This is a genomic window from Streptomyces sp. DvalAA-14, from assembly GCF_900091855.1.
Taxonomy (GTDB): domain Bacteria; phylum Actinomycetota; class Actinomycetes; order Streptomycetales; family Streptomycetaceae; genus Actinacidiphila.
The window spans coordinates 1-4,105 of sequence record NZ_FMCH01000324.1 but is presented as its reverse complement, the minus strand read 5'-3'; the positions used below and the strand labels follow the sequence as shown (position 1 = coordinate 4,105).

At 73.4% G+C, this 4,105-nt stretch carries 4 protein-coding genes; 1 reads left to right on the top strand and 3 read right to left on the bottom strand.

Going from position 1 to position 4,105, the window contains the following annotated elements; genetic code table 11:
• The 3 genes from GA0115240_RS16200 to GA0115240_RS16190 form a co-directional block, all read right to left on the bottom strand.
• Positions 1–1,138: TrpB-like pyridoxal phosphate-dependent enzyme (locus GA0115240_RS16200; RefSeq protein ID WP_093737376.1), on the bottom strand; the 1,138-nt coding region annotated here is incomplete at its 3' end.
• On the bottom strand, positions 1,135–1,416 hold the full coding sequence (locus GA0115240_RS16195; RefSeq protein ID WP_093737375.1) for an acyl carrier protein: 282 nt from the start codon (positions 1,414–1,416) through the stop codon (positions 1,135–1,137). The genes GA0115240_RS16200 and GA0115240_RS16195, both read right to left, overlap by 4 nt.
• Before the next feature lie 135 nt (positions 1,417–1,551).
• Positions 1,552–2,292 carry an alpha/beta fold hydrolase gene (locus GA0115240_RS16190; protein ID WP_093737374.1) on the bottom strand — a complete coding sequence of 247 codons (741 nt, stop codon included), beginning with the start codon at positions 2,290–2,292 and terminating at the stop codon, positions 1,552–1,554.
• 581 nt (positions 2,293–2,873) lie between these two features.
• On the opposite strand from GA0115240_RS16190, the gene GA0115240_RS16185 reads away from it, so the two are divergent.
• On the top strand, positions 2,874–4,105 hold a 1,232-nt coding region (locus GA0115240_RS16185; protein ID WP_107407154.1), incomplete at its 3' end, for an ATP-grasp domain-containing protein.

Below are 4,105 nucleotides of genomic sequence, written 5' to 3'. Positions count from 1 at the left end.
GGGCGTGGCCCGACTCGGGCGCCGGCACCGTCATCTCGGTGGTGGTGAACGCCCGCCCGGCCTCCAGTGCGGCGACCTGGTCGACCGCGGTCGCCTCGATCTGTCCGGCGTGCCGCATGGCCGAGACCAGCTTGGCCGCCCCGTGGTAACGCAGGCCGGCGGAGTGGGAGTCGGGGATCGCGTAGTCGCTGCCGATCGTGTACATCGCCTCCAGCGGGGAGGTGCCGGTGGCGTCGGTCCGGTCGTAGGCGTAGACGCCTCGGGTCAGTTTCGGTGTGGTGCTCGACTCCGCCGCCACCAGCAGCGGCGGCCGGGTGCCGTCGGCGGCGGCCTGGGCGTGGAAGGGCAGCGCGATACCGCCGAAATTGGAGCCGGCGCCGACGCAGCCGACGACCGCGTCCACCGACGCCCCGGCCTCGGCGAGCTGCTCGGCGGCCTCGATGCCGATCACCGACTGGTGCAGGATGCTGTACGTCTCGCCGCTGCCGATGCAGAACGCGGCGCCCTCGGTGCGGGCGGCGTACTCGACGGCCTCGCCGATCGCCAGGGACAGGCTGTTGCCGGCCGAGCGGCCCGAGCGCGCCACTTCGGTCAGTGCGCTGGGGCTGGCGATCACCTCCGCGCCCAGCATCCGCATGAGCACTCCGCGGTACGGCTTGCGCTCCAGGCTGCCGCCCACCATGAAGACGGTGCAGCGCATGCCGAACCGGGCGCAGGCGGCGGCGAGCGCGGTGCCCCACTGGCCGGCGCCGGTGCCGGTGACCAGTTCCCGCACGCCCGCCCGGTGGTAGTAGTAGGCCTGCGCCAGCGCGGTGTTGAGCTTGTGGCTGCCGGAGATGTTGCCGCCCTCGTATTTCACCCAGATCGGGACCCGGGATCCCACCGCGCGCTCGAACTCCCGGGCCCGCCACAGGGGGGTGGGGCGGAAGCGCCGGTAGGCCGCCATGACCTCCTCGGGGATGTCCCAGTACTCGCGGCGCCGGATGCTCTGGCGGACCAGCTCCATCGGCAGTCCGGCCCGTACGCCGTCCCCGGCGGCGGCTCCGTCGGGTGCCGCGGCCGGCGGAGTGCGGTCGGGGGGCAGCGTCCCGGTCAGGTGCGGCAGGACGCTGCGCCAGCGGGTGGGCACCCCGGTCATGCGACGGCCTCGCAGCCCTGCTCGACGACCGCCACCAGGTCGGCGATGGTGGCGAAGGACCGGCCGACGAACAGGTCGTCGGGGAAGGTCGCGCCGAGTTCCTCCTCCACGTCGACGAGCAGGCCGACCAGGCTCAGGGAGTTGATGCGCAGGCGGTCGCCGTTGAGTGCTTCGTCGTCGGACAGCGCGGCGGGGTCGAAGGGGGGCTGCGAGGCCGCCGCGGCGGTCTTCTTCACCACGCGGGTCATCTCCGCGTGGTCGGGTTGGGTGGCGGGCATGGGTGTCCTTTCGCAAGGGGACGGCACCGGCTGGTGCCGGTGGACGGCACAGGTGTGTCCCGGGAAGGGGCTTGCTGGGGGGAATGACGAGGCGCGGTGGCGGCGGGCGCGCCGGACCCGGGGCGGGCAGGGGCGTCAGCGGCCGCCGATGGCCGGACAGGACGCCAGGAACTCCCCGAGGAACGCGGTGAGCGTCGCGAGGTGCGGGCTGCGCAGCGCGCCGAAGTGATCGGTCGCCAGCGGGCGTACCGTCAGGTCGTCCACGAGCCGGGCCCAGTTGTCCGCCTGGTGCGGGTCGTCCCCGTGGGTGCAGGGGACCAGCAGCGCGCGTCCGTTGTACGGAGCCGTCGCGCTGTGGCGGCGGCGCGCCGCCAGGTGCGCGTCGACGGTGCGGCGGGTGCGGGGCAGGTCGGCCGGGTCCAGTTGGGCGGCGGCGTCCCGCAGCACGCGGGTGCGGACCGCGCCGTAGGTGGCGGGTGTGCCGTCCCGGGGCGCCGGGCTGCTGTCGATGAGCAGCAGGTCGGGCGGGCGGCCGGCCGGGAGGCGCTGTGCGGTCTCGTAGGCCAGCAGGCCGCCCATCGACCAGCCCACGAGCAGGTCGGGCGGCGATGGCAGGGTGCTGAGCAGGGCGGCGTAGCGGTCGGCCATGGCCGGCACGGACGCGTCGGGGTCCTCCCCGGGTTCCAGGCCGAGGGCGCGGATCCCGTGCACCGGGCCCTTGCGGGCGAGGTGGGCGACCAGGCCGAGGTACGGGATCATCCCGCCGCCGAGGGCGTGGAAGAAGACCGTGCGCAGCGGACCGGGGCGGCGCCCGAGCGGGATGAGCAAGGGGGTGGCTAAGCCGCCGGCCTGGCCGTCCCCGTGAGAGTTTTCCATCAGCGTGTCTCCCAAGGATCGAACTTTTCCATCGGCCTGGGCCGACTTGTGCGAGTTCGTGCATGGGGTGCAATGGGACACCGGTGGCCGATGGCCGGGGGGTGCGTCGCCGGGCGGCGAAGGTGCGTGTCGTGTCCCGACGCACCGGCTCACCCCGGGAACGCGATCCAATCCCTGCCAACATTTAATGTGACGTGTATCACATTCGTTGGCTTCGTATCACCGTGTGGTGAGGACCTGTCCACGCAGTGCGCATGAGGTGAGGGCCGGTAGGAGCCCACGGGCCTTACCGCGAGGCCCGGGGCGCGGCCACCGGCCTGGCGGGCCGCGGTGCGAGGCGGCGCGCATGAACGGCGGCTCAGGGGAAGACACCCACCGCCCGGGGTGCTCGCCCGCACCGGGCAAGCACCCCGAATGCGCCACCCCAAGAGCGCCGTGCCAAAAACGCCGAACCGCAAGCCCAGAACCGCAAGCCCAGAACCGCAAGCGCAGAACCGCAGGCGCCGAACCGCAGGCGCCGAACCGCAAGCGCAGAACCGCAAGCGCCGAATCCGAAGCCGTGCACCGAGAAGGGTCCGCCGATGCCCCACCTAGTCTTCGTGGAGACCACCGGTCTGGGAGTCCAGGCCATCGAATACGCCAAACAGCGGGGTCACACCGTCACCTTCCTGCGCTGCCCGCTGTACGACTTCACCGCGCCGGCCGAGCCGCGCCGCCGGGCCGCCGAACTCGCCGATCACACCGCCGACTTCGCCGACGCCCTCGACGGCGAGGCGGTGTTCGCCGCACTGCTCGCGTCGGGCGCGCGGCCGGAGGACGTCGACGCCGTCCTGTCCACCCTCAGCTACTGCGCCCAGGCCGCCGCCGACCTCGCCGAGCGGATCGGGGCCCGCGGCACGCCCGCCGCCGCCACCCTGGCCGCCCGCGACAAGGGACGCTGCCGTGAGGTGTTACGCGACCACGGGCTGCCCAACGTGGGGTTCGAGGTCGTCCAGGACACCGGTCAGGCCCTCGCGGCGGCCGACCGGATCGGCTATCCGGTCATCGTCAAGCCCGTCCTCGGCATCGGCAAGGCCGTGACCTCCATCGCCGCCGAACCGGACGACGTACGGGCGCACTTCTCGGCCGCCGCCGCGGACCTGGCCGCGCTCGCCGAGGGCATGGCCGTCCAGCTCGACGCCCGCTACATCGTCGAGGAACTGGTCGGAGGCGACCTGTACTCCGTGGAGGTGGCCGCGTCCGGCGGCCGGTACGTCCCCCTGGTGTGCGTCAGCCGCAAGGTCGGCCGGGACAACCCGGTGCTGGAACTGGGCTGCACGGTGCCCTCCGGGCTGCCGGCGGCGGACGAGGACGAGCTGGGGACCTACGCCTCCGACGTCTGCCGCGCGCTCGGCCTGGACCTCGGCATCTTCCATGTCGAAGTGATGCACGGCCCCGACGGCTTCCGGCTCATCGAGGTGAACCCGAGGCTGACCGGCGGGTCGCTGCCCGACACCATCAACGCCGTCGCCGACCAGGACATGTTCGCCCTGCTGGTCGACGTCTTCCTCGGCGGGCGGCTCCCGGACGGTCCGCTGCGGCTGCGGGCCGCGGCGTCGCACTCCTTCCTCGCCGCCGCCGCTCCCGCCCGGATCCCCGACGCGCTCGCGCCCGACTGGTTCGCGCCCCATCTGGCGCGGCTGCACTCGGGACACAGCCGGATCCGTCCGGGCGACGCGGTGCCGCCGATGCGCACCAACTTCGACTCCTTCGGCATGCTGCGCGCGGTGGACGCCCGACACCCGCCGGGCCGAGGCGCGTTGCGCGGAGGTGA